General features: G+C 64.6%; 19 protein-coding genes. 3 read left to right on the forward strand and 16 right to left on the reverse strand.

Annotation, left to right across the window (positions count from 1 at the left end; all coding sequences use genetic code 11):
- Positions 1 to 182: 182 nt before the first annotated feature.
- The 5 genes from OO014_RS04535 to OO014_RS04555 all read right to left on the reverse strand — a co-directional run bounded on the left by OO014_RS04535 (position 183) and on the right by OO014_RS04555 (position 5561).
- Positions 183 to 1853, reverse strand: coding sequence for a ribonuclease H-like domain-containing protein (locus OO014_RS04535; RefSeq protein ID WP_272461089.1), 1671 nt, complete (start codon positions 1851 to 1853; stop codon positions 183 to 185).
- A 225-nt stretch (positions 1854 to 2078) separates the two neighbouring features.
- On the reverse strand, positions 2079 to 2999 hold the full coding sequence (locus OO014_RS04540; protein WP_272461090.1) for a hypothetical protein: 921 nt from the start codon (positions 2997 to 2999) through the stop codon (positions 2079 to 2081).
- Entirely contained in the window at positions 2999 to 3646 is a 648-nt protein-coding gene (locus OO014_RS04545) for an EthD family reductase (protein WP_272461149.1), read from the reverse strand. Before OO014_RS04545 ends, OO014_RS04540 begins: the two co-directional genes overlap by 1 nt.
- A 2-nt stretch (positions 3647 to 3648) precedes the next feature.
- Complete coding sequence (locus OO014_RS04550; protein WP_272461091.1) at positions 3649 to 3972, reverse strand: EthD family reductase; 324 nt, start codon at positions 3970 to 3972, stop codon at positions 3649 to 3651.
- A gap of 8 nt (positions 3973 to 3980) precedes the next feature.
- Positions 3981 to 5561, reverse strand: a complete 1581-nt coding sequence (locus tag OO014_RS04555; RefSeq protein WP_272461092.1) for an acyl-CoA carboxylase subunit beta — start codon at positions 5559 to 5561, stop codon at positions 3981 to 3983.
- Positions 5562 to 5680: 119 nt separating this feature from the next.
- Between OO014_RS04555 and OO014_RS04560 the strand changes: the two genes are divergently transcribed.
- Positions 5681 to 6172, forward strand: a complete 492-nt coding sequence (locus tag OO014_RS04560; RefSeq protein WP_272461093.1) for a MaoC/PaaZ C-terminal domain-containing protein — start codon at positions 5681 to 5683, stop codon at positions 6170 to 6172.
- Between the two features lie 33 nt (positions 6173 to 6205).
- Here the strand turns inward: OO014_RS04560 and OO014_RS04565 are convergent, their stop codons facing one another.
- Genes OO014_RS04565 through OO014_RS04580 form a run of 4 tightly spaced genes read right to left on the reverse strand, consistent with a single transcriptional unit; the run spans position 6206 to position 10806 of the window.
- Entirely contained in the window at positions 6206 to 7231 is a 1026-nt protein-coding gene (locus tag OO014_RS04565; RefSeq protein WP_272461094.1) for an MBL fold metallo-hydrolase, read from the reverse strand.
- Positions 7232 to 7233: 2 nt separating this feature from the next.
- Entirely contained in the window at positions 7234 to 8016 is a 783-nt protein-coding gene (locus tag OO014_RS04570) for an ABC transporter ATP-binding protein (protein WP_272461095.1), read from the reverse strand.
- A complete protein-coding gene (locus OO014_RS04575; RefSeq protein ID WP_272461096.1) occupies positions 8013 to 9950 on the reverse strand; it encodes a branched-chain amino acid ABC transporter ATP-binding protein/permease in 1938 nt (645 codons plus the stop codon). Before OO014_RS04575 ends, OO014_RS04570 begins: the two co-directional genes overlap by 4 nt.
- Entirely contained in the window at positions 9943 to 10806 is an 864-nt protein-coding gene (locus tag OO014_RS04580) for a branched-chain amino acid ABC transporter permease (protein ID WP_272461150.1), read from the reverse strand. The genes OO014_RS04575 and OO014_RS04580 overlap by 8 nt, the downstream gene beginning before the upstream one ends.
- Before the next feature lie 157 nt (positions 10807 to 10963).
- Between OO014_RS04580 and OO014_RS04585 the strand changes: the two genes are divergently transcribed.
- Together OO014_RS04585 and OO014_RS04590 are read left to right on the forward strand one after the other, a co-directional pair.
- The gene (locus tag OO014_RS04585; RefSeq protein ID WP_272461097.1) at positions 10964 to 12244 is read left to right on the forward strand and encodes an ABC transporter substrate-binding protein; all 1281 of its coding nucleotides are present in this window, start codon (positions 10964 to 10966) and stop codon (positions 12242 to 12244) included.
- Positions 12245 to 12348: 104 nt separating this feature from the next.
- The gene (locus OO014_RS04590; RefSeq protein WP_272461098.1) at positions 12349 to 12858 is read left to right on the forward strand and encodes a nuclear transport factor 2 family protein; all 510 of its coding nucleotides are present in this window, start codon (positions 12349 to 12351) and stop codon (positions 12856 to 12858) included.
- On the opposite strand, the gene OO014_RS04595 is transcribed toward OO014_RS04590, so the two are convergent.
- The 7 genes from OO014_RS04595 to OO014_RS04625 all read right to left on the reverse strand — a co-directional run bounded on the left by OO014_RS04595 (position 12819) and on the right by OO014_RS04625 (position 21117).
- Positions 12819 to 13757, reverse strand: a complete 939-nt coding sequence (locus OO014_RS04595; protein ID WP_272461099.1) for a DMT family transporter — start codon at positions 13755 to 13757, stop codon at positions 12819 to 12821. The two genes, OO014_RS04590 and OO014_RS04595, sit on opposite strands and share 40 nt — an antisense overlap.
- Before the next feature lie 20 nt (positions 13758 to 13777).
- Entirely contained in the window at positions 13778 to 14539 is a 762-nt protein-coding gene (locus OO014_RS04600) for an SDR family NAD(P)-dependent oxidoreductase (protein WP_272461100.1), read from the reverse strand.
- Between the two features lie 59 nt (positions 14540 to 14598).
- Positions 14599 to 15819, reverse strand: coding sequence for an acyl-CoA dehydrogenase family protein (locus tag OO014_RS04605; RefSeq protein ID WP_272461101.1), 1221 nt, complete (start codon positions 15817 to 15819; stop codon positions 14599 to 14601).
- A 1-nt stretch (position 15820) separates the two neighbouring features.
- Complete coding sequence (locus OO014_RS04610; RefSeq protein ID WP_272461102.1) at positions 15821 to 17590, reverse strand: acetyl/propionyl/methylcrotonyl-CoA carboxylase subunit alpha; 1770 nt, start codon at positions 17588 to 17590, stop codon at positions 15821 to 15823.
- A 42-nt stretch (positions 17591 to 17632) separates the two neighbouring features.
- Positions 17633 to 19174 carry a class I adenylate-forming enzyme family protein gene (locus OO014_RS04615; protein WP_272461103.1) on the reverse strand — a complete coding sequence of 514 codons (1542 nt, stop codon included), beginning with the start codon at positions 19172 to 19174 and terminating at the stop codon, positions 17633 to 17635.
- Between the two features lie 77 nt (positions 19175 to 19251).
- Entirely contained in the window at positions 19252 to 19884 is a 633-nt protein-coding gene (locus tag OO014_RS04620; protein WP_272461104.1) for a TetR/AcrR family transcriptional regulator, read from the reverse strand.
- A 105-nt stretch (positions 19885 to 19989) separates the two neighbouring features.
- Complete coding sequence (locus OO014_RS04625; protein ID WP_334685029.1) at positions 19990 to 21117, reverse strand: NADH:flavin oxidoreductase/NADH oxidase; 1128 nt, start codon at positions 21115 to 21117, stop codon at positions 19990 to 19992.
- Positions 21118 to 21147: the final 30 nt, after the last annotated feature.

Here is a 21147-nt window from a genome sequence, read left to right on the forward strand (position 1 = left end):
CTGGCTGCGTCAACTAGTGAGGACCATGTCGTGAGCACTTCGACCGGGAGGCGCGACGGAAGCTCGGAGCGCAAGCCGGCCCAGCGGCATACGACGGGCTTGGTCTGCCCGACCCGCTGAGGCGCGGTGCCCTCTGGCGGGCCGCTACTGCAGGCGAGTGAAGGGCGCTCGGCGCGACGGCGTCACGGACATGTCCGCTGCTGCCGTGCCGCGGCACGGAGCCCGTCCCTGATGGCGGCCTGCGCCGCCACGTCGGACTCGTTGTAGCGGGCGAGCCAGTCCCTGGCGGCCACGGCCTCGTCACCCTCCGAGCGAGCCGCCTCGATCCGGAGCTGAGACTCCACGCCGCCCGCGTCGTCCACAGCCCAGTGGAAGCCGAAGATCGGCGCGACCGTCTTGATGGACGTGCCATCGCGACTGAAGAAGTGGGTCGCGAACCACTGGTGCAGGTCCTGGGCGCGGCCCTGGAGGAGCGCGTCCACCGCGGCGAACTTCCTGGTCATGCTCCGCTCGGGATGCGACCAGTGGAAGATCGTCACCGACCGGCCGGCTGCCTCGGCGTCCTCGATCACCCGAGAGAGGCGCGACGCGAAATGCTCTGCGAGCCGGGCGGCTCCATCGTCATCGAGCGGCTCGTAGGAGACGACCGGGTCGAAGACGGCCGAGGATTCGTCCTGCCCCTGCCGCAGCCGCAGGCCCCACAGGTAGATCCGCTGCTCGAGGTCCCACTCGATGTCGAAGTCGACCTCGATGTCGGCGGCCGGGATCGTCGGCCAGTCGACGACCGGCTCGAAGTCGATGCCCTCGACGGCCATCCGGGCCCGCCGGACCAGCGCACGATACTTGGCGTCTGCCCTGGGCCCCGGTTGCGAGTCGCGCGGCGACCACCCGTCGGGAGGCTCGTCATCCGCTGCTGCGAGCGCCGCCGCCGTCGTCAACCCCCGGTCGTAGAGGAACCGCCACTGCTGCGCGGTCGGCAGACCCGTGCGGATCCCGAAGGAGGCATCGTCAGCCCCCGCCACCTCGGCGCAGTACTCGAGCCAGACGCAGCGGTCGCACTCGCTGACGTGCAACGGACGGACGAGCTCACCGCCGCTCGCCGCGACCTCGGCCACCTGCAAGCGGAACGCGAACTCGTGGTCGTAGCGCTCCAACAGGGTGCGCCTCGCGCGGCCCTCGCGCGCACTCGCGGAGAAGGTGTCCTTCCGGGGTGTGCCCAGGTCGTACCAGGCGACCAGCCACGGGTCGCCGCCCAGGTCGGTGTAGTCCGACTGGCCGATGATGCCGCCGACCACGAGGTCGTCGCCCGCATGGAGACCGAGCGTCTGGAGCATGCGCGTGTAGTGGGACAGCTGGAACGCATCATTCTCCATCGACGCGCTCGCGTCGGAGAGACCGCTCTGCAGCCACCTGTCGGATGGGCTGTCCAGCGACGAGACCCATAGTGAGCCTCGCTTGGCGTTGTTGCGCGTGCCGTGCAGCTTCACATCCACCGGCACGTAGCCGTCACCCATCAGCACGAGGACGTCGGGCGCTCCCACCTTCGGCCTGGTCGATGGCAGGCGGCCGTTGACGATGACCGGCCGGCGCTCCCGCATGGCGGCAAGGGTGGCGTCGGCGTTGGCCCGCCAACCCTCCTCATCCGACAGCAGGACCGCGCCAGGCGCCTGGGCAAGACGTTGGTTGACCAGCTCCTCGAATGCGTTCCCCGCGTCGAACAGTCGCTGGGTGGCTTCATCGACCGGCGGCTTCGGCGGCGAGGACGGGGAGAAGTCGTTGTGCACGGCACGCGCACAACGCTTGGCCGGATAACCACCGAGGACGACCTGCCCGTTGGCCTGTCCGCTGCTCACCTTCGCCTCCCCTCGGCGTTCCCACGTCGGCACGGCCCGTCGAGCGCGTGCTTGTCAAGGCTCCTGGCCGGTGGCCTCAGTCTCCGCCATCTGCGCTGATCTCGTCGGCCAATGTGGGCTGGTCATCCTTGTCCATCTAGTCTGGGGCCTGGCAACGGACTCCCGTGGCCCTCGACACCGAGGCCAACTCGAGTTGCTCAGCGGGCCTGACTGGGACGCGATGTGCTATCCCGATATGAGGGCACCGACCTCGATGCTTCCGTCGTCGTGGACGACGTATTCGGACAAGCCTTGAGGGCGCGCCGGCATGGCAGTTCCCAGCGCCACCCTGATCTTCTGGTGATTGCACGCGGACACAACCATGAGGATCTCTACGATCTCTTCACGGGAGTAGTCACCCAGCAGGACGTCGCGGAGGTCCGATCCCAATCGGACCGGATCCGACATGTAGATGTCAGCCAGTCTCAACGCCGTCTTGAACTGCCTCGGCATGTCACTCTGTTCGTAATTCAGCAGCAAGTGCTCCAGCATCGGATCGACGACCCTCTCGCCACCCGCGATCCGCCTGAGCGACAAGCAGAAGGCGCACTGGTGGTAATCGCCGGCTCGCAACCGGAGGAGCTCATTTGTCCGGAGGTCGAGTCCGTCACGCAAGGCATAAACGGAGTGATGCCATTCAGCGGCGGCTCGAACGACTCCTGGCTTGGCCTCGGGTATCTCCACCGCCGCCGTCCCCCCGGAACCTCCAGGTCGCCCGAGGTCCAGCCTCTGGAGCGCGATCCGCAATCGGACGTTCTGGTCGAGGATGTACATGGCGTGTACGAGGTGTCGAACTGCTCGGTCTCCGAGCCGCTGCTCGACGAAGGCAAGTTGGTGCCGGTCGACGTCCGGCACGTAGTCGACGAACTGCTCCGTGAGAGAAAGCACCGCGTCCTCAACGTCGTCCGAGGAGGTCGGCCGCGTCAGTCGCTCCTGGCCGAGCACAGCCTCCACCGTCCTGGCCATCTGGCCGATCAGGTCGGGGTCGAGCTCCTGACTGGCGTTCTGCCACCCTCGGATCAGGGCCGCGCGCCCGCGCGGGGAGAGGGCGCCGATGACGTCGAACTCCGGCCGGGTGGCGGGCGCCTCGTGGATGTTCGATCCCATCAGACGACAACCTCCTCCCTCGCGACGACAACCTGCTTGCGCTGGAGGCCGGTGTAACGCCTGAAGGCGGCTTCGAGCTGAGGGACCCTTTGGCCTGCCTCGTCAACCGATGCGAACCCGAAGGCGATGGCAACCTGCGGGAGGGCACCGTCGTGACGAAGGCCAGCGCGCATCAGGACCGCAGCGTCGGGGACCAGGACGTTGACGTCAGACCCGGGCGCCGCGAGGGCTGCCGCGGTCTCCTGAACCCAGGTCCGGAGCGCGTCTTCGTCGGGTGGTCCGCTCCATCGTCCGAGCAGCCAGACCTTCCCCGGCCACTCCGGGGTCGCCCCTACCGCGTCGACGGCCGCGCCAACCAGGCCTGAGAGGAACTTCGGTTCGTCCTCGATGAGGAGATCGGCGACGCGGGATCCGAACCCGGCACCCGCTGCGGCGTCGTCCGTGAACCAGAGCTCGACAATTCCATCCACCGGGTAGGCCAGGTCGTCCACGGGGACCAGGTGCGTGGATATCACGTGGTTCTGCCTGTAGGACACGACTCCCGGAAGCTGACGCGCAATGTCCGCGTGGACCGTGCGCCAGTGCTGTTGGAAGGCTTGGCGGCTCAGCCCATCCTTCTTCTCCAAGTATGTGATTCTCTTTGGCATGATCACGTCCGCTCCTTCAAAGGCACCTCGAACTCTTCGGCCACGAACCATTTCAGGTCACCGATGAAGTGTTCCTCGTGATCAAAGAGCGCCTTGGCCTCGGGGCCCTTGAAGGCGGCAGCTATGTCTCCGAGGCTGGCGAACCACAACTCCGCCATTCCATCGAAAGGCCAGACCGACTTGTGCTGAATGGCCGGGCTCTGCCGATATCGAAGGATCCCGGGCATCTGTTCCACGAAGCGTGGATGCTCGCTGCGCCAGCTGCGCAGGAACTCATCGCGCGTCGTGCCTTCCTTGCGGATCACGAGCACGACAACCTTGTACATCTCGCGCCTCAGACTGGGGTGACTGCTTGACGGCGCTCCACCGGGACGACCTTCCGCTTCTTGTAGAGGCGCAGCCGCTTCGTCAGCTCTTCGCGTAATTGGTCGGAGGGGACGACGGCTTCCACTGCGTTGTTGTCAGCAATCTTGAAGACGTCGATACCCTCGGCATACTCAGCCTGTTTCGCAGCGACGAACTCACGACGTTCATCGTCGTCCTGAATCGCATGAATCTGGTTGTAGTACACGCCGTTGACTGCAGCATCCGGGCCCATCAGGGCGGGCCGGGCGGTGGGCAGGGCGATCACCGCGTCGGGATGCATGGGTGCGCCTGACATGGCCAGATAGCCTCCCCCATATGCCTTACGGACCAGCACGGTGATCCGTGGGACGCGGCATTCAGAGACAGCAAAGATCATCTTTGCGCCATGGCGAATGATCCCTTGCCGCTCCACCTCCGAGCCGATCATGTAGCCCGCGATGTCAACGAGGAAGATGATGGGGACGTTGTAGGCATTGCAGATCCAGATGAATCGCGCGGCCTTGTCCGATGAGTCGGGGAAGATCACCCCACCCATGTGGCGGGGGTCATTGGCCACCAGACCGACCGGCTGGCCATTGATTCGGGCGAAGGCCGTGATCATCTCTTGGGCGAAGAGCTCCTTGTAGGGAAAGTAAGTGCCTTCGTCCACGAGCGACTCGATGAACTCCTCCATGTCGAAGACCTCGGCCTCCCTCAGCGGAACGATCTCGCTGAGCCGCCGCCCATCTCGGGGCTCGGTCGCCGGAGCAACCGGCGCCTGGCTCTCCCAGTTGGGCGGGAGGAAGGAAAGCCAGACCCGGATCGCATTCAGCGCCTCGGTGTCGTCCTCCACCAGAACATCCCCAAGGCCGGAAACGGTGCAATGCATCTCGGCGCCCCCCATCTCCTCCAGGGTCACCTGCTCGCCAGTCACCATCTCTGCCAAGCGGGGCGAACCGAGGTAGGCGGTCGCCTGACCTCGCACCATGATCGTTATGTCGCACAGCGCTGGCACGTAAGCCGATCCGGCCGGAGAGGGTCCGAAAAGCGCGCACACCTGTGGAACTCGACCCGAGATCTGGACCTGGTTGTAGAAGATGTTGCCCCACGCATGCCGGCCCACGAAGCTGTCGAACTGCTCGTCGATACGAGCGCCGGCCGAATCAAAGAGGTAAACGATGGGGATACCGGCTGCAACGGCCGTCTCCTGCGCGAAAGTGATCTTCTCGAACGTGCGCTTGCCCCACGTGCCGGCCTTGACGCTGTAGTCGTTGGCGATCACGCAAACCTGGCGCCCGTCCACATTGCCGTAGGCGCACACCACAGCGTCACCGGGCATACCCTCACTGAACCGCGCGAGCAGTCCGTCTTCCACGTACTCGCCATCGTCAAAAAAGAACTCAAGGCGCTCACGGACGAGCATCTTGCCCGCGGCCTTGATCTTCTCTCGATTCTTCTCGGACCCGCCCAAGCGTGCGGACTCTGTCTGGTTCGCCAGGACGTCGTGGACCGTGGGCGCCTCCGCTCGCTCACCTTCAGAGTGCGTCTGGGCGGATGCGGTATGCGTCATGACGAGCCCTCCTGGCTGTCGTACTGGCAGTTGAGACTAGCGTACGCTAGTATCTCTCGCAGAGAAAGCCCCGCGTATCTCCGCGTCGGTGTGTGGCCCCTTGAGAGGAAGCGGTAGACATGTCGCACGAACAGCCAGCCAGATCGGCCAACCCGTCGGCAAGGTCCCTTCCGGAGCCCCACTACTGGGAATCTCTGGCGCTTGGCGATTGCTTGGTCACCACCGGTCTGACCATCACCGAGGCTCACCTGCTCACGTGGGCCGGCCTCACCGGCGACGTCGTTTCCTTCCACCTGGATGCCGAGTACGCTGCGTCGACACAGTTCGGACACCGGGTCGCTCACGGCCCCCTCACCCTGTCAACCTCACTGGGACTCGTCACCCAGACCGGCTACTTCGGCAATGTGGTCGCCTGGCTTGGACTCGACTCGGTCCGCGCCAAGAAGCCCGTCTTCATCGGAGACACCATCCGCGTCCGGGCGACGATCCGGGAAGCTCGCGAGACAAGCAACCCGGCTCACGGAGTGTGGGTGATCGACTATGTGACCAGCAACCAGCATGGCGACGTGGTCATGACGTTCACGTCCAGCTTTCTGGTTCGGCGGGCCTGACCGGGCCTTCCCATACTGGCGGGTGGGGAAAGATCATCTCGTTCCGGTCAGGCCTTCGTCACCACTGGCAGACCGCACATGCGCCACAAACGCCGCCGCCTCTCCGACTGCCATACGGCGCGACAATGCATTGAACTCCGTCCAGGGTCGCGACCAGGACAGCCGCTGGGCGAGCTCCCAGATGGTTGCACCGCCGTCGGCGTGAAGCAGTCGTCTGACCTCGGACAAACGCGCGGCCACCTCCTGCTCCAACTCCTCGACCCGCCGATGAACACCAGCAAATCGATACTGATGAGCCGGCAGCACCTCGGCATCCTCTAGGTGCCGCAACATCACCAGGCTCTCTAGGTACTGCATCAGCGGATCCGAGTACCCGAAGGGGTTGAGGGCGACGTGGGAGCTGATCGTCGGCAGGAGATGGTCTCCGCTGAAGAGAAGGTTACGGCGGCGGTCATGCAAGCAGACATGGCCAGGTGTATGCCCGGGGGTGTGCAGCACCTGGATGTCTTCACCCGCCAAGGGAAGCGTTTGCCCATGCAACAGGTGATGATCCGGCTGGAAATAGCGACGGGCGTGGCCGTAGTCCTCCGTCTGAGCCAGCACGCGGGCCTCGGCTGCCGGGACGCCCCACGCCGTGAATCGCGCGGTGGCTGAGTGCTCCCCCACCTGATGATCAGTGAGACCCTGCACCCAATCAGTCTCTGCCGCTCCCAAGGCCACCCAAGCTCCGGTCTTTGCCGCTAGCTGGCCTGCCCCTTCCCAATGGTCGAAGTGGAAGTGCGTCACCACGATCCCCCGGAGGCGATGGGGAGCGATCCCGATTGCGGCAAAGGCCGCGTCCCAGGCTGCGGCCGCTTCCGGGGAGTCGGGGCCTGGATCAATGACAACCGCGTCGTGCGGACCCGCCACCAAGTAGGCGAAGGTGTAGCGGATCGGGTTGTCGACAGGGACCGGGATGGCCCAGACGTCGGGGGCCACCCTCTCGAGATCTGGCAGCTGCCGCTCGGCCCACGCCCTCACTTGATCCGGACTTGTCGGAATCACGTCAGGGCGAACCATCCCTACTTCTCAGCCTGACCGTGATCGATGGCCTCAGCGATGCCCTTGGAGACGGGCTCCGCCGAGGGAGCGCCTCCCAAGTAGATGTGCTGGATCATCGGGTTGTTACGCAGTTCCTCGGCCGTCCCCTCCAGCATGACTTGTCCCCCGCTGAGCAGGTACCCCCGGTCGGCGAGGCTCAGGGCAGCCAGCGCATTCTGTTCGACGACGACCACAGTGAGGTTCCGCTCAGCTCGCAGCTGGGCGAGCACACTCATGACCTGTGCGGTCATCTGCGGGGAAAGGCCGAGACTCGGTTCATCCAAGAGCATGACCCTGGGCTGGCTCATGTAAGCACGACCCACTGCCAGCATCTGCTGCTCCCCACCCGAGAGGGTTCCTGCGAGCTGGTGCGAGCGCTCCGCAAGCCTGGGGAAATACGCGTAGACCTCGTCCATGAGCTGCTTGGTCCTGGAGTCCTTGCGGCGGGTGTATCCGCCAAGCACCAAGTTGTCCGACACGGAGAGCGTGGTAAACACCTGACGGCCCTCCGGCACCAGAACACAACCTTCTCGAACCACTTGGCTCTGTCGCATCCCAGCGGTGTTTTTTCCCCCAAGCGCCACGTCTCCGTGTCGCAGCCGATGACTGCGGGCTATCACGTTCAGCAGGGTGCTCTTGCCCGCACCGTTGGGCCCGATCACGGTGACGATCTCACCCTCGGCCACGGAGAGCGAGACGTCACGCAGCACCTTGGCCCTTCCGTACGAGAAGCTGACCCCTTTCACCGAGAGCGCGGCGGTCATCGCTTCACCCCTTCATCAGTCATGTGGTCCTCATGCCCGGCGTGCCCCGACTGCGGGTCGTGCGCCACGCCGAGGTAGGCGTCGATGACGTCCTGGTCAGTCTGGACCTCTTCCGGGGTACCAACCCGAAGAGTTGAACCGAAGTTGAGCACGTGAACACGATCAGCCGCCGCCATGACGAACTCCATGTCGTGTTCGATGACCAGGACGGCCATGCCCTCGCGACCCAGGGACCGCAGCAACCTCATGAGCGAGGCCTTCTCTGCCTTGTTGAGCCCTGCGCACGGTTCATCCAGGAGCAGGACGCGGGGAGAGGCGACAAGGGCTCGTGCGATCTCGACCTGTTTCTGCTGGCCGAGCGAGAGGCTCTTGGCGTCACGGTCTGCCAGGCGTGAGAGCCCGAGCCGATTCAAGGCTGTGGCCGCTTCCGTCGCGAGGGTCTCCTCCTCCTTGAGCGATCCGAAGGTGGGTACGGACGAACGGAGCATCCCGACGGACCCTCGTAGGTGTGCCCCAACGGCCACGGTTCCCGCAACATCCATTCCCTCGAAGAGGCAGGGGGTCTGGAAGGTGCGGCTCAGCTTGTGGGCCGCAACTTGGTGCGCCTTCATCGCGGTCGTGTCGACGCCGTCGATGTGCACGGAGCCGGCATTCGGGACCAGATTGCCCGAAAGCAGGTTGACCAAAGTGGACTTGCCCGCGCCGTTCGGGCCGATCACGGCGAGAACCTCCCCGGCTCGGATGTTCAAGCTGACTCCGTCGACAGCCGTTACGCCTCCAAAATGCTTGGCCAGCCCCTCGGCCGAGAGAACCACCTCGCCAAGCCGAGGGATCCCGACAAGGTCTTGAGCGCGCCGCTGGGAGGCCATGTCTGAAGGTGCGTCATCGCCGGGCGGGGCGTTCGATTCAGCATCGGCCTCGAGCCCCGGCTCGCGCGTGTACCGGCGACCCAAGCGGGCCGCGGCGCTGATGGCTCCGATGATGCCATCCGGCCGAAGCACCAGGATGACCACCAGGAGGAGACCCATCACAAGCTCTTGGCCAGCACCGACGGCCGCGTTTCCGAGGATGCTCGGCAGCGTGGCGTCAATGAGCTGGTGCAGCAGCTCGAGCACGATCGCACCGACGATGGCGCCCCAGGGACTTCGCATGCCACCTAGCACCGCGATCATCAGGACCTCGATCGCGGTGATGAGGCCGAAAGGCGGCGGGTTCACATACAGGACTTGGTGCGCGTAGAGCGAGCCGGCGATTGAGCTGATCACTGCAGAGGCGGTGAAGACTCGGGCCTTCGACGACGCGATGTTGATACCCGCCGCGGCCGCCGCGGCCTCATGCCCCCGAATGGCGAGCAGGGCGCGGCCCTCTCGACCCCTTCGGAGCATCAACATGCCCCAGAGCACAATCCCAACGACAACCCAGTTGAGAATCATGTGCGATTGGCTCGAGAGGAACGTGAAGCCGAACAGTTCCAGGGGTCGGATGCCGCCGAGCCCGGTGGACCCCCCAGTGAACTCAGCGTTGTTCACGAGGAGGTAGAAGACCTCGGTGAGGGCCAAGGTAGCCATAGCGAGGAAGTGGCCGCGCAGCCGGAAGAGCGGGCGCGCGAGTGCGAAGCCGAGGATCCCCGCGACTATGGCCGAGACCGCCATGGCTGCTAGCCCAGCCCAGCCGTAGTTGACCGTCAGCAGGGTCGATCCGTACGCGCCAATTCCGTAAACCGCACCCACCGCGAGGGAGAACTGGCCGGCATAGCCAGTGACGAGAACCATGCCTAGACCCAGAAGCGCAAGGAGCCCCACCGATGCGCCGAGACCGGCGTAGTACTCGTTGGTCGAGAAGGCAAAAGCGGCGACGACGGCGATCCAGACGAGCGCGCCGACCAGATGGCGCCATCCGATGGCCGAGCTGGACTGCCTGGGCGTATCAGACACGGTCAGCCACCACCTGTCGGGTGAGCCCCTGCGGGCGAAGGATGAGCAGAACAATCAGCAGGACGAACACAACGGTGGAAGCCTGAGCGGCTGAGACGTAGCGCGCCACGACGACTTCTGCGAGGGCCACGAGGAATCCGCCGATAAGGGTGAGCCCGAGTTTGTCGAATCCGCCCATGATTGCCGCTATGAAACCTTTGAGACCCAACGCGAGCCCGGCCCCGGCCGCGATGAACGACGTGGGGACCTGTGCGGCGAGCACGCCACCGGCGATGGCGCCAGAGAGAGCGAACGCGATGGTGGCCATCGTGGTGAGGCTGATCCCGACGATTCCCGCGGCGTAAGCGTTGACGGAGAAGGCGCTCAAGGCCTTGCCTGAGAGCGTGCGGTCGAAGAAGTAGGCCAGCCCAAGGTAGCCGAGCAGGGTGATGCCGATCAGCCAGAGGGACTGCTGGGGGATGCGGCCCCCCAGGATGTCCACCGAGGGGCCCGAGGTGATCGCTGGGAACTGTCGGGGGCCGCTGCCGAAGTAGAGCTGGATGAGTGAGCGAATGGCGATGCCCACACCCAGGGTCACGATGGTCTGCACCATGAGGCTCTGGTTTCGGAGCGGATGGATCGCCAGGTGGTACATGACCACGCTGACCACCGCTCCGACGACTGCACCAACGAGAATCGCCCCGAGGGGCGGTAGGACCGCCGAAGCGACCACGGCTCCGAAGCCCCCAGCCACTGCGATGTCGCCCATCGCGAAGTTCACCATGCCGGTGAGCCGGTGGACGATCACGAACCCGATCCCGATCGCGCCGTAGAGCGCCCCCAAGGCCAGCGCCGTGAGTAGCAGCTGCATTACCACTTCCAACTGGAGCTCCTCGATCCGGACGGGCCTCTTCCGAGACGCCGAAGTTCCTTGACATACGAGCGCACGTTCGCTTGAATCAAGATAGATGGCGGTCCTGCTCGCGTCAATGCCCAAGGGGCTCCGTGCAACGGGGAGGCCATTCTGGATTTCAATGACGAGCTCCAACCAGAGAGGCACCCCAGTGAAGAACCAAGTGCGAAGGTCCGTGGTCCCGCGCCGGGCCATCATCACAGCAGCAGCAGCGGCTGCGCTGACATTCGGCGTCGCTGGCTGCGGCGCCGATTCAGAGGGCCCGGGCACAGGGGCCACCGGGGGCGGCAACTCTGAGCCCTACCGCGTCGGCGTCCTCGTCGGCCTCACCGGCAGTTACGCCGCACTCGGCGAGCCGGAGCGTCAGGCCGTAGAGCTGTACTTCAAGGAAGTCAACGCAAAGGGCGGGCTCAACGGCCGTCCCATCGAGCTCGTCGTTGTCGACAGCGGCAGCAACGAGGGCACGGCCGTCAACCAGTACCGCAAGCTGGCGATCGAGGAGAACGTCCACGCCATCATCGGGCCCAGCTCCAGCGGGGAGTCCATTGCGCTGCGGACCTTCAGCAATCAGCTCAAGGTGCCGACCATCGCCTTGGCTTCGTCCTCGAGCATCGTGACCCCGGCTGAAGAGGCCGGTTACATCTTCAAGCAGTACACGGGTACCAATGAGTCGCTGAAGGCGCAGATCCAGTTCGCCAAGGAGCAGGGTTGGACCAAGGTCGGCCTCCTTCACACGAACGATGGGTACGGTCAGGACCCCGCCAAGCGGATCGACGCCGTCGCTTCGGAGTTCGGCATCCAGGTCACCGGCAAGGAGGCGTTCGACGCTACGACGACCGACGTCACCGCTCAGCTGGGCAAGCTGGCTGGCGGCTCGCCCGACGTGGTACTCGTCTGGGCGGTGAACCCGGCCAACGCCGTTGTGGCCAAGAGCGCCGAGTCAATCGGCTTCAAGCCGGTCCTGTTCAACTCCCCAGGAGCCGGGTCACCCGCATACATCGAGAACAGCGGGGCCGCGGCCGACGGCACATACCTCCAGGGCTCGGTCGTTCTCGCGCCCACGTCACTGAAGCAGGACAACCCCCAGTATGAGGCCACCAACCGGATCGTCGAGGCCTTCAAGGCGGCCAATGCTGGCGCGCCCGGCCAGTTCGCTGCGAACGGTTGGGACGGCTCAATCCTCCTGGAGAACGCGATCACCAAGGCCTCGTCGCACGACCCTCAAGACGTGCAGGCGACCCGGGACGCCCTCCGCGCATCGCTGGAGGCAAACACCAAGGACGTCGTCGGCGTCAACTCGATCTACACCTTCACGCCGGAATTCCACGGTTCGCTCTCACTCGGTGGGTTGGCTGTGCTGAAGGTGGAGAGCGGCGCGTTCAAGGTCGAGCAGAGCTACTGATCGGCACCCAAGCGCACGGCCGGCATCGGGGATGATCCACCCGGTGCCGGCCGTGCGCTTGCTTGGCAAACCAGACCGGGACCGAAAGGAAGTGGAAAGGCACCATGTCACTGCCACCTTCACCGACCGTCGCGCTGGCTGTCTCCGACCTCAAAGCGCGATACTTCCAGTACCTCGACAACAAGCAGTGGGACCGACTGCGCGAGCTGTACACCCCGGACGCGACTTTCGAGGGCTACGCCTTTGACGATGCCGCCTCTGCCGAAGAGTTCATAGGCACGGTCTCCGCCTTTCTCAAGGACGTCCGGAGTCAGCACCAGGGCTTCATGCCGCGCTTCACATCGATCGGCGATCATGTCCGGGGCATCTGGAGCATGCACGACTACCTGACGTGGGAGCCCGGTAGTCGCATCTACAAAGGGATTGAACTGCCCGGGATGTACGGGCTGCGCGGCTACGGGTATTACGAGGACGAGTACGCCCCGACCGATGAGGGATGGCGCATCTGCTTCTCCAGACTCGTGCGCACGCGCATCGACCCCTTGGTCGGCGTGCCGCCCCAGGCGCCCAACTATCAGATGCTGGATCCGGACCCGGGTTGGCTCGAGGCCTGAGCCGACGATGACGCAGGTACTCCGGTCCCAGGAGTCACTCGTGGGCGCGACACACCAAGCGCCACGCCACCTAGAACGACCAACGCCCCCAGCAGTTGGTTCAGAGTGAGCGGTTCGCCCAGCACCGAGATGCCGAGCCCCACCCCCACCAGTGTCGTCACGTAGGTGACCATTGATGCCGGTGCCGCGCCCCAGGAGTCGATGACCCTGAAGTTCCACACGTAGGCGAACCCGGTGCCCAGGACGCTGAGGAGGAGGATCGACAGGGTGATGGGCAGGTCGAGCGTCACCGGTGTGAGCGCAGTGAACGGAGCGATGAGAATCATGAGTGCCGCCGCTACGAGCATCTGGCCGAAGGCAATGCCGACGGGGTCCAACCGCAAGGGACTGAGCGACTTCTTCGTATAGGCGAAGGCGAACCCCAAGCCGATCACGGCACCTACACACGCCACCTGCCCGGCCAGGTCAAAGGACTCGGCACCCAGACGCCAGGGCGCCAAGACGATGAGGATACCCAGCGCCCCAAGCACTACACCCGCCACACTCCGTCCGCGGATCGTCTCCTGGCGCATCGCAACTACCGTGAGAACGGTGGTCGAGACCGGAACGGAGGCGTTGTAGATGCTCGACAGACCACTAGGGATGCGCTGGCCGGCCCATGCGTACAGCAAGAACGGCACGGCGCAGCCGACGACCCCCAGCACGAGAATCCGTCGCCAAGCCAAGGCGCCGGAAGGCCATCGGCGCTTGGTCAGCACCATCACCACTGCGAGCACCAACGTGGCAAGAGTCGTTCGAGCCAGCACGAGCTGCACCGGCGAGACGCCTTGCACCGCAACCTTGATGAAGAGGAAGCTGGCACCCCAAGAAAGCCCCACGCCGAGGAAGAGCAGGGCCACCAAAGAGGTCGGCGACCGCTTCACGGGCGGTCAAACAGCTGGAAGTAGCTCGTCGCCCCTCCGTCGATGACCAGGTTCGCACCGTTGATGTTGCAGGCTTCGTCGCTGATCAGGAATGCGGCCAGGGCGCCGATCTCGGCTGGATCGATGATCTCCTCGGTCGGCACCTTGCGCGGAATCTGCTCTCGGACCGCGTCAATGACCATCGGAGTGTCAACGACGCCGGGGCAGATCGAGTTCACTGTCACGCCCGTACCCCATAGGTCGATGACGAGCGACCTTGTCAGGTTGGACAGCCCGGCCTTTGAGGCGGCGTAGCTGGGGTAGGCGTACCCCGTCACGCCGGCGATGGATGAGATGTTGATGATGCGTCCCCAGCCGCGGGAGATCATCCCTGGCGAGAAGGCCTGGATCATGCGAAACGGTCCGACGAGGTTCACAGCGATAGTGCGCTCAAATGACGAGTCGTCGTGATCGACGAGAAACTTCCGGTCCAAGATCCCAGCCGCGTTCACGAGGACATCGACATCGACCGCTGCTCGGGCGACCTCTTCACGGAGCGCCCTGACACTCGAGCTATCCCCAACATCGACGGTGAACGCGTCCGCACGGCCCCCTGCATCCCTGACGGCTTGTGCCGCCCGTTCCGATCCCTCACCCGAGACGTCCGCGCACAACACTCGGTGGCCCGCAGCGGCGAGCCGAGCGTTGATACCGGCCGCCATCCCACCTCCTGCCCCAGTGACGAGAACCGTCCGCGGGCTGCTGGAAGACATCGTCATTGTGGTTCCTCTCACGGTTGTCTCAAGGGCGGAATCGACGTTTCACACGGATGCGTGGCTCAGTAAGAACGGGGCAGCTTGAAGTGGTGCTCGGCGATGAAGTTGTGGATCATCTCGTCCGTGAGCGGCGCGAAGGTGTAGAGGCGCGCATCCCGGAAGAACCGTTGCATTGAGTACTCTCGGCTGAGGCCAGACCCACCCATGGCGCGCATGCCGTGATCCGTGATCATTGTCGCGGCCTCGGAGGCCGCCAGCTTGGCCATGGCCGAGAGCGTTTCTGCCGCGCCGCCGTGGTCGGCCGCACGGGCGGCACGCTGGAGAAGTGAGCGGGCCCCTTCGAGCCTCACTACGCCGTCGACGAGTCGGTGCTGCAGGATCTGGAAGGAGCCGATCGTCCTGCCGAATGCCTCGCGGCTACGGACGTACTCGAGCGCCGCATCCTGGGCACCACGAGCGATACCGAGAGCCACCGCAGCGGCGTTGAGCCGCTCCCCGTTCAGCGTGGCCAGGACCTGCCGGAACCCCCAGTTCACCTCTCCCAACACAGCGTCGTGCGGCACGCGAACGTCGGAGAGGCCGACCTCGCACGTGGAGAGGCTGTGAATCGCCATCGTGTCCATTTCGTTCACGGTGACGCCACTGGCGCTTCTTGGAACGATGAACATCGTGATGCCCGAGATTGCAGACCGCTCGATCGGTGCCGTTCGGGCAAGTACCAGTAGGAAAGTTGCATCACTCGCGCCGGAGATCCACATCTTGCTGCCACTGAGCTTCCAGGTGCCATCAGATTCCTGTGTTGCCCGGGTCCGCATCACGCGCGCGACATCAGTCCCCCCACCGGGTTCGGTCAAAGCGAAAGCCACCCGTGATCGGCCGGAGAGCAGCGGGACCAGGTACTGCTTGCGCTGCTCTGCTGTGCCGTGTTGGGCCAGAAGTGTGACACCCATGTACTGAACCACCAGGGACACCGCCATGGACGTCGCTGTGGCGCCCAGCTCTTCCAACACAATGGTCTGGCTCATATGGCTTGGGGGGTTGCCCTCCGTATCGGCCTCAAGCTGAATCAAGCCGGCATCGGCAAGAGTTCGATACAGGTCCTCATCGAACTTCTCGTTTTCATCGAACTCCCGGATCCGATCGGGAGTTGCCTTGTCCCTGAGAACGTCCCGAATCAACGCGCGAAGGTCGGCTTCATCCTGCGTCTCGTCGATCTTGAGGTGGACGAAGGGGGCGGCCCCCTGAGGTCTCGGCAGCAGTGGTTCGTCCGGGCTGTGAGTCATGTCAGACCCCATCAGCCACGTAGGAGGCAAGCAGAGTGCCCGCTGGGGTCGAATCGCCCAGCGACACATGGACTGCCTCGATACGGCCGTCGTGCGTGGCCTTGATCGGATTCTCCATCTTCATCGCTTCGAGCACGAAGAGCAGCGCACCGGCCGTCACATCGTCACCTGCCTCCACGTTCACCTTGACGATCGTCCCCTGCATGGGTGCCTTGACCGTGCCATCGCTCGCGCGGCTACGACGCCGGCGGGTCCCCGAGCGTCCACCGGCCCGGGCCGACCCTGCTTCCGCATCAGCGGTGGGTGCGGCCGCTCCGGCCGGGGCAGCCATCACGCCATCTTCGGGAAAGGTCGGAATTCGGTAATAGCGACCTGCGACCTCGACGTCGAAACGCGCGTCTTCGTCGCCCTGATCCTCGGAGAAGTCAGGTAGGACAACGGAATCCTCGAGCCAGGTGGTGCCAATGTCCACTGACTTGAAGGCGTCCAGCGCCAAGATGTGCTGGGCGGCGGGGATGGTCGTTCGAATCCCCTCGATCTGCACTTGGGCCATCGCTGATTGCAGCCGTTGGATCGCCGCATCCCTGGTAGGGCCCCAGGCGATGAGCTTGCCGACGAGACTGTCGTACAGAGGAAGGACCTCGTCCCCGGATTGGTACCCCGCGTCCCACCGGAGGCCCTCGGCTTCGGGTACCTCGAGTGTGGCAATCAGCCCTGGCGATGGGACGAACATTCCCTCCGACGGGTCCTCTGCGTTGACACGGACCTCTATCGCTGCGCCTTCTGGTCGGACAGACTCCTGCGTGATCCCGAGCGGTTGCCCCGCGGCGACCCGCAATTGCAGCGCAACCAAGTCCAGTCCGGTTACTGCCTCGGTGACAGGATGTTCGACCTGAATTCGCGTGTTCATCTCGAGGAAGTAGAACTTGCCCTCTTCATACAGGAACTCAACCGTCCCCGCTCCCACGTAGTGGACCTGGCGTGCCAGGCGAACGGCAGCCTCGCCCATGCTGCGCCTGACCTCATCGCTGAGCCCTGGCGCCGGCGCTTCCTCGATGAGTTTCTGATGGCGCCGTTGCACGGAGCAGTCACGGTCACCGAGGTAGACGACGTCGCCGTGGGAGTCCCCAAAGACCTGGACCTCCACATGGCGTGCGTTGACGAGGTAGCGCTCGCAGTAGACCTCGCCATTGCCGAACGCAGCCGTCGCCTCTCGAACAGCCGCACCGAATGCCTCGACCGCCTCTGACGCGGAGCCCACCAAACGCATACCGCGGCCGCCTCCCCCGTAGGAAGCCTTCACGAGTGCCGGGTACCCATGTTCGTCCCCGAACTCGATGATGGCCGACGGATCGGCAATGGAGCCCTCTGATCCGGGGGCCAAGGGAACGGAGGCCGCGAGCGCGACGGCGCGAGATGCAACCTTCTCCCCCATGGTGGCGATGGCGTGCGCCGACGGCCCGATGAAGACCAGACCCGCGTCCGTCACGGCGCCGGCGAACTCGGCGCTCTCCGCCAGGAAACCGTACCCGGGATGCACCGCTTGGCACCCCGTGCGCTTGGCGGCGCGAATGATTGCCGCGGTGTTGAGGTACGTCGAACTGGCTGGCCCATCGCCAAGATCGACGCTCTCATCGGCCGTGCGCACATGCAATGAGTGGGCGTCTGCGGCCGAGTGGACGGCCACGGTCTTGATGCCGAGCTCTCTACAGGTCCTCATGATCCGCACCGCGATCTCACCGCGATTGGCGATCAGGATCTTCTCAAACATTTCGCACATCCTCTTGTCGCTCGAGCCGGTGGGTAGCGGGCATCATCTCCAGCCCAGCCTGTCCTTGAGACGCGCCTTGACGAGCTTGCCCGCGCCGGAGCGGGGGAGCTCTCCGGCATCCATGAAGACGAACTCCTTCGGGATCTTGTAGCCGGCCAGGCTCTGACGCAGGAATTCTTGGAGTTCGTTGGCGGAGGCCCTCATCTCGGGGCGAAGTGAGACGACGGCCCGAACTTCTTCGCCCCATTCATCATTCGAGACACCGACAACGGCCGCCTCGAGCACGGCCGGGTGAAGATAGAGGACCTGCTCAATCTCGGCGCAGTAGACGTTCTCGCCACCGGACTTGATCATCTCCTTGAGTCGGTCCTTGAAGAAGTAGAACCCACGCTCATCCCGTGTCGCGAGGTCGCCAGTGTGGAGCCATCCGTCGACGATCGTCTCGGCCGTCGCCAGCGGCCGTCGGAAGTAGCCGCTCATGAGACTTGGCCCCTTGACGCAGATCTCGCCCAGCTCGCCCGGCTCCACTTCCCGACCGTCTCCATCCACGCTCAGCAGCGTTGCCTCGACGAGGTGGTATTCCTGGCCGATGGACCCATCGACGGTCGGGTCGAGCATGTCTTCGTGCAGGAGGCGCGTGACCATCGGCCCAGCCTCCGAGAGACCGTAGCGGTAGAACAGCTTGGCCTGCGGGAGTGTCTCCACGAACTCGACCTTGTTCGGCATACGGAGCAAGCCCGCTCCGGTGTGGAGAGCACGGAAGGACTCCTGGACCTCCGGAGCCTGAAAAGCGCCGGCCTGCAGCAGTCGTCGCATCATGTTCGGAATCATGAAGCTATTGGTGGCTCGCTCCCGACCAACCCACTCTACGAACTGCCCTTCATCGAACTTGTCGACGAGCACGGTGGTCTTGCCGGCAACGAAATGCGTGACCAGCCACGTGAGCAGTCCTGCCGAGTGGAACAGTGGTGTGACCATAAGACCCCGTTCCTCCGGCAACGCGCCGATGCCCACGTCGATGTACTCGTTCAGGGCGTTGGCGGTGGCGGCACGATGGGACAGGACCACCGCCTTCGACGTGCCAGTGCTTCCACCGGTGTAGATGAGGCACAGCGAGTCCTCAGCACCAACGACATCGGGAAAGGTCCCCTCGCCTGTTCGGAAGTGGTCGAGTTCGCCTTGGCTGATCACTCGCGGAAGGGCCGTTGTCGTGTCGTCACTCGCCACGATTGACAGAGCCGTCGACAGCAAGTCGGAGAACCGATCCTCCACCACGAGGATGCGTGGCTGGCTCTCGCGTATGCCCTCTGCGAGTTCCATTGCGGACCAACGCCAGTTGTAGGCCGTATAGATGCCTCCCGAGACTGCGACGCCCAGAAACACCTCGGCGTTGAACACTGTGTTTCCGCCCAGGACGCCGACTGGGTCACCCCTGCTGACGCCCAGGCCCGTGAGACCACGGGCGAGAGCCCAAGCACGCTCGGCCGCCTCGCCGAAGGTGACGCGCCCATCGATGCCGACAAAAGCCTCGCGCGCCGGGTTCCTGCGTGCGTTCAGGCGAGTCCACTCTCCGATGGTGCGCATCTATACTCCAAGGATAAAAACGTACGACCGTTCGTAGTTATTGAGTGTAGTACATTCACTGCCCCGCGCAAGGGGTCTCAGCCCGCCGCAGTCAGGTAGCGGTCAACACGCCTCTCGGCGTCGGCGATTCCGAGGCTGCGCATGATGATCTTCGTGTAGGTCTCGATGATCTCTTCCAGCGCATACCCGCCGTCCGGTCGATACCAGCTGGCTACGTGAGTGCCGATGGCGACGATGCTGAACGCATGGAGTTGGGCGTTTAGGACATGTGCCTGCCCTGCCTCGCCGCATGCCGTGATCAGGCCCTCGAGCTGCATCCGGTATGCGCGTCGCTTTGCGGTGATCTCGTGGCGAGCGCTCTCCTGGAGCGAGCGGAGCTCGCTGTTACCGATGAACACCTCCTGCGCACGTTCGGCATGGAAGCGTATGTGACACTCGATGAAGGCAATCAACCGATCGACGGGGTCCGTCCGCCCGTCCAGCGCCTTCCCCATCAGCTCATTGAGGTCGTCCATGGTGCCCCCCATGATCGACTGGAGAAGGTCCTCCTTGCTCTTGATGTGGTTGTAGAGGCTGCCTACCTTGATGCCGACCGCTGAGGCGACCTGCCGCAGACTCGTCGCCTCGTAGCCATGCGCGAAGAAGCTGGCCGCAGCCTCACGCCTGATCGCCGCCGCCGTCTGCTGCCCGCTGGTTGTGATACCCGTCATCGTCTCTTTCCGTTCCGTAAGCCTGGCCCGCAGATCTCACCGGGCTCGGTGAGGCCCTCTCGGCCGCCTCTCAACGTGATCCATGTACCGGAGGCAGTGGTCGCCTCACGGAATGCTTCCCTGGAATCGTGCCATGCGGTACTGCACGGGCCACTCAAGGAATCCGCCGAGCTCTGCGGCCGCTCGCAACGCGAAGGATGGCTCCCTCAGGAACTGTCGTGCCGCGAAGATGACGTCTGCGGCCTCATCCACCAGGGCTGTCTCCGCCTGTTGCGGCGAGGTGATCAGCCCGGCAGCGCCTACTGGCAGTGACGTTGCCCTGCGGATCTCTCGTGCGAGGGGCAGCTGATACCCGGGCCCCACGGCTATCTCCTGGCGGTGGTCGTTACCTGCCGAGGACACGGAGATGAAGTCAATCCCCCTCTGCTCAAGTTCCCCTGCGAGGCGGACCGTATCGGCCAGGGACCATCCTCCCTCGACCCAGTCGGTGGCCGAAACCCTGATCAAGAGGGGCATCGCGGCGGGGATGACGGCGCGGACGGCGTCCACGATCTCGCAGGTCAGTCTGATCCGGTTCTCGAACGATCCGCCGTAGTGATCGGTCCGTTCATTGGACAGCGGCGACATGAACTGGTGCTGGAGGTACCCGTGGGCAGCGTGGATCTCGACAGCGTCGAAGCCGGCAGCAGTCGCCCGGGCAGCGGCCGCCGCAAAGTCCGCCACTACGATGCCGATCTCGGCAGTGGTCAGCTCGCGTGGCGCGGGGAGGCGACCATAAGGGATGGGCGAGGGCCCAACGGTTGGCCACCCGCCCTCTTCGAACGGCAGCGCGCCACGACCTTCACTCGGCGTGCGCGTCGACGCCTTGCGTCCGGCGTGTGCAAGCTGCACTGCCATTGGGACTCCCTGACCATGGGAGAAGTCGACGATGGATGCCCACTCGTCGGCTTGCTGATCCGTCCAGATCCCAGTGTCACCGCTGCTGATGCGGCCGACCGGCGAGACGGCCGTGGCCTCAGTGATCACCAAGCCAGCGCGTCCGATGGCGAAGGAGCCCAGATGGACGTGGTGCCATGGCGCCGGCACGCCCTCAGAAGCCGAGTACTGGCACATGGCCGCCACCCAGAGACGATGCGGGACCCGTAGCCCGCGGAGGTCAATGGGTTGGAAGAGGCGGGGATCAGCCGTGGTCTTTGACACTGGAGAACTCCTTGAAGAAGTCAGGATTGGCACCGCGGGGCTAGACGATCCAGGCACCAGCGG

It is taken from the genome of Intrasporangium calvum (genome assembly GCF_028446585.1).
Lineage (GTDB): Bacteria > Actinomycetota > Actinomycetes > Actinomycetales > Dermatophilaceae > Intrasporangium > Intrasporangium calvum_A.

Excerpts from the sequence above, each read along its gene's own strand:
- OO014_RS04540 (WP_272461090.1), bottom strand. The coding sequence starts at position 2,999 with ATGGGATCGAACATCCACGAGGCGCCCGCCACCCGGCCGGAGTTCGAC.
- OO014_RS04545 (WP_272461149.1), bottom strand. The coding sequence starts at position 3,646 with ATGCCAAAGAGAATCACATACTTGGAGAAGAAGGATGGGCTGAGCCGC.
- OO014_RS04550 (WP_272461091.1), bottom strand. The coding sequence starts at position 3,972 with ATGTACAAGGTTGTCGTGCTCGTGATCCGCAAGGAAGGCACGACGCGC.
- OO014_RS04555 (WP_272461092.1), bottom strand. The coding sequence starts at position 5,561 with ATGACGCATACCGCATCCGCCCAGACGCACTCTGAAGGTGAGCGAGCG.
- OO014_RS04560 (WP_272461093.1), top strand. The coding sequence starts at position 5,681 with ATGTCGCACGAACAGCCAGCCAGATCGGCCAACCCGTCGGCAAGGTCC.
- OO014_RS04565 (WP_272461094.1), bottom strand. The coding sequence starts at position 7,231 with ATGGTTCGCCCTGACGTGATTCCGACAAGTCCGGATCAAGTGAGGGCG.
- OO014_RS04570 (WP_272461095.1), bottom strand. The coding sequence starts at position 8,016 with ATGACCGCCGCGCTCTCGGTGAAAGGGGTCAGCTTCTCGTACGGAAGG.
- OO014_RS04585 (WP_272461097.1), top strand. The coding sequence starts at position 10,964 with ATGACGAGCTCCAACCAGAGAGGCACCCCAGTGAAGAACCAAGTGCGA.
- OO014_RS04590 (WP_272461098.1), top strand. The coding sequence starts at position 12,349 with ATGTCACTGCCACCTTCACCGACCGTCGCGCTGGCTGTCTCCGACCTC.
- OO014_RS04600 (WP_272461100.1), bottom strand. The coding sequence starts at position 14,539 with ATGACGATGTCTTCCAGCAGCCCGCGGACGGTTCTCGTCACTGGGGCA.
- OO014_RS04605 (WP_272461101.1), bottom strand. The coding sequence starts at position 15,819 with ATGACTCACAGCCCGGACGAACCACTGCTGCCGAGACCTCAGGGGGCC.
- OO014_RS04610 (WP_272461102.1), bottom strand. The coding sequence starts at position 17,590 with ATGTTTGAGAAGATCCTGATCGCCAATCGCGGTGAGATCGCGGTGCGG.
- OO014_RS04615 (WP_272461103.1), bottom strand. The coding sequence starts at position 19,174 with ATGCGCACCATCGGAGAGTGGACTCGCCTGAACGCACGCAGGAACCCG.
- OO014_RS04620 (WP_272461104.1), bottom strand. The coding sequence starts at position 19,884 with ATGACGGGTATCACAACCAGCGGGCAGCAGACGGCGGCGGCGATCAGG.